The sequence below is a fragment of the Oleiphilus sp. HI0067 genome (assembly GCF_001635735.1).
In genome coordinates, this window is the sequence record NZ_LWFI01000350.1 from 1 (window position 1) to 1,011 (window position 1,011).

3 protein-coding genes are annotated in these 1,011 nt (G+C 44.4%); all 3 read left to right on the forward strand.

Features of this window, described 5'->3' with window-relative positions; all coding sequences use genetic code 11:
- On the forward strand, positions 1-185 hold a 185-nt coding region (gene rplX, locus A3739_RS04265), incomplete at its 5' end, for a 50S ribosomal protein L24 (protein WP_068500441.1).
- Between the two features lie 16 nt (positions 186-201).
- Positions 202-741, forward strand: coding sequence for a 50S ribosomal protein L5 (gene rplE / locus A3739_RS04270; protein WP_068474437.1), 540 nt, complete (start codon positions 202-204; stop codon positions 739-741).
- 12 nt (positions 742-753) lie between these two features.
- On the forward strand, positions 754-1,011 hold a 258-nt coding region (gene rpsN / locus A3739_RS04275), incomplete at its 3' end, for a 30S ribosomal protein S14 (RefSeq protein ID WP_068500448.1).

The following is a 1,011-nucleotide window of genomic DNA, read 5'->3' on the forward strand; positions in this document are numbered from 1 at the left end:
CCAAGCCAAACCCAATGTTGGGTACACCAGGCGGTATTGTTGAAGCAGAAGCTCCAATTCAAGCTTCTAACGTAGCGATTTTTAATCCTACTACTAACAAAGCCGATCGTGTTGGTTTCAAAGTCCTTGAAGATGGCAAGAAGGTACGTGTGTTTAAGTCGAACAACGAAGTTGTCGACCAATAAATAAGCAGGTAGCGATATGGCACATATGAAAGAAGTATATACAAGCGAAGTCGTACCTGCGCTGCAAAAAGAGTTCAACTACAAGAGCTCTATGCAGGTACCTCGCATTGAAAAGATCACCTTGAACATGGGTGTAGGCGAAGCATTGAACGACAAGAAGCTATTAGAGAATGCAGTTGCAGATCTAGAAGCGCTTGCTGGTCAGAAGCCAGTTATCACTAAAGCACGCAAGTCAGTTGCAGGCTTTAAGGTACGTGAAGGCTATCCAATCGGTTGTAAAGTAACACTGCGCGGTGAGCGTATGTGGGAATTTTTCGAGCGTTTGGTTGGTATTGCTATTCCTCGTATCCGTGACTTCCGTGGTTTGAACTCAAAGTCTTTTGACGGTCGAGGCAACTACAGCATGGGTGTTAAAGAGCAGATCATTTTCCCTGAAATTGATTACGATAAAGTAGATAAAGTTCGTGGTTTAGATATCACGATCACTACTTCTGCTCAAACGGACGATGAAGGCCGCGCTTTGCTAAGTGCCTTTAACTTCCCATTCAAGAAATAAAGGTAAGAGCAAATGGCTAAGATCTCAATGAAGCAGCGCGAAATTAAGCGCGAAAAAACAGTTGCAAAATTTGCAGCTAAGCGTGCGGAATTGAAAGCTATTATTGCAAGCCCAGCGACTTCTGAAGAAGATCGCTGGGAAGCGCAGAAGAAGCTTCAAAAACTTCCACGCAATGCGAGCCCTAGCCGTCTTCGTAACCGTTGTCAGGTTACTGGACGTCCACATGGCGTTTACCGTAAGTTCAAGCTTTCACGTATTAAGTTGCGTGAA

What these genes read in the sequence shown, in the direction of transcription:
- rplE (WP_068474437.1), top strand. Translation starts at nt 202, where the DNA reads ATGGCACATATGAAAGAAGTATATACAAGCGAAGTCGTACCTGCGCTG.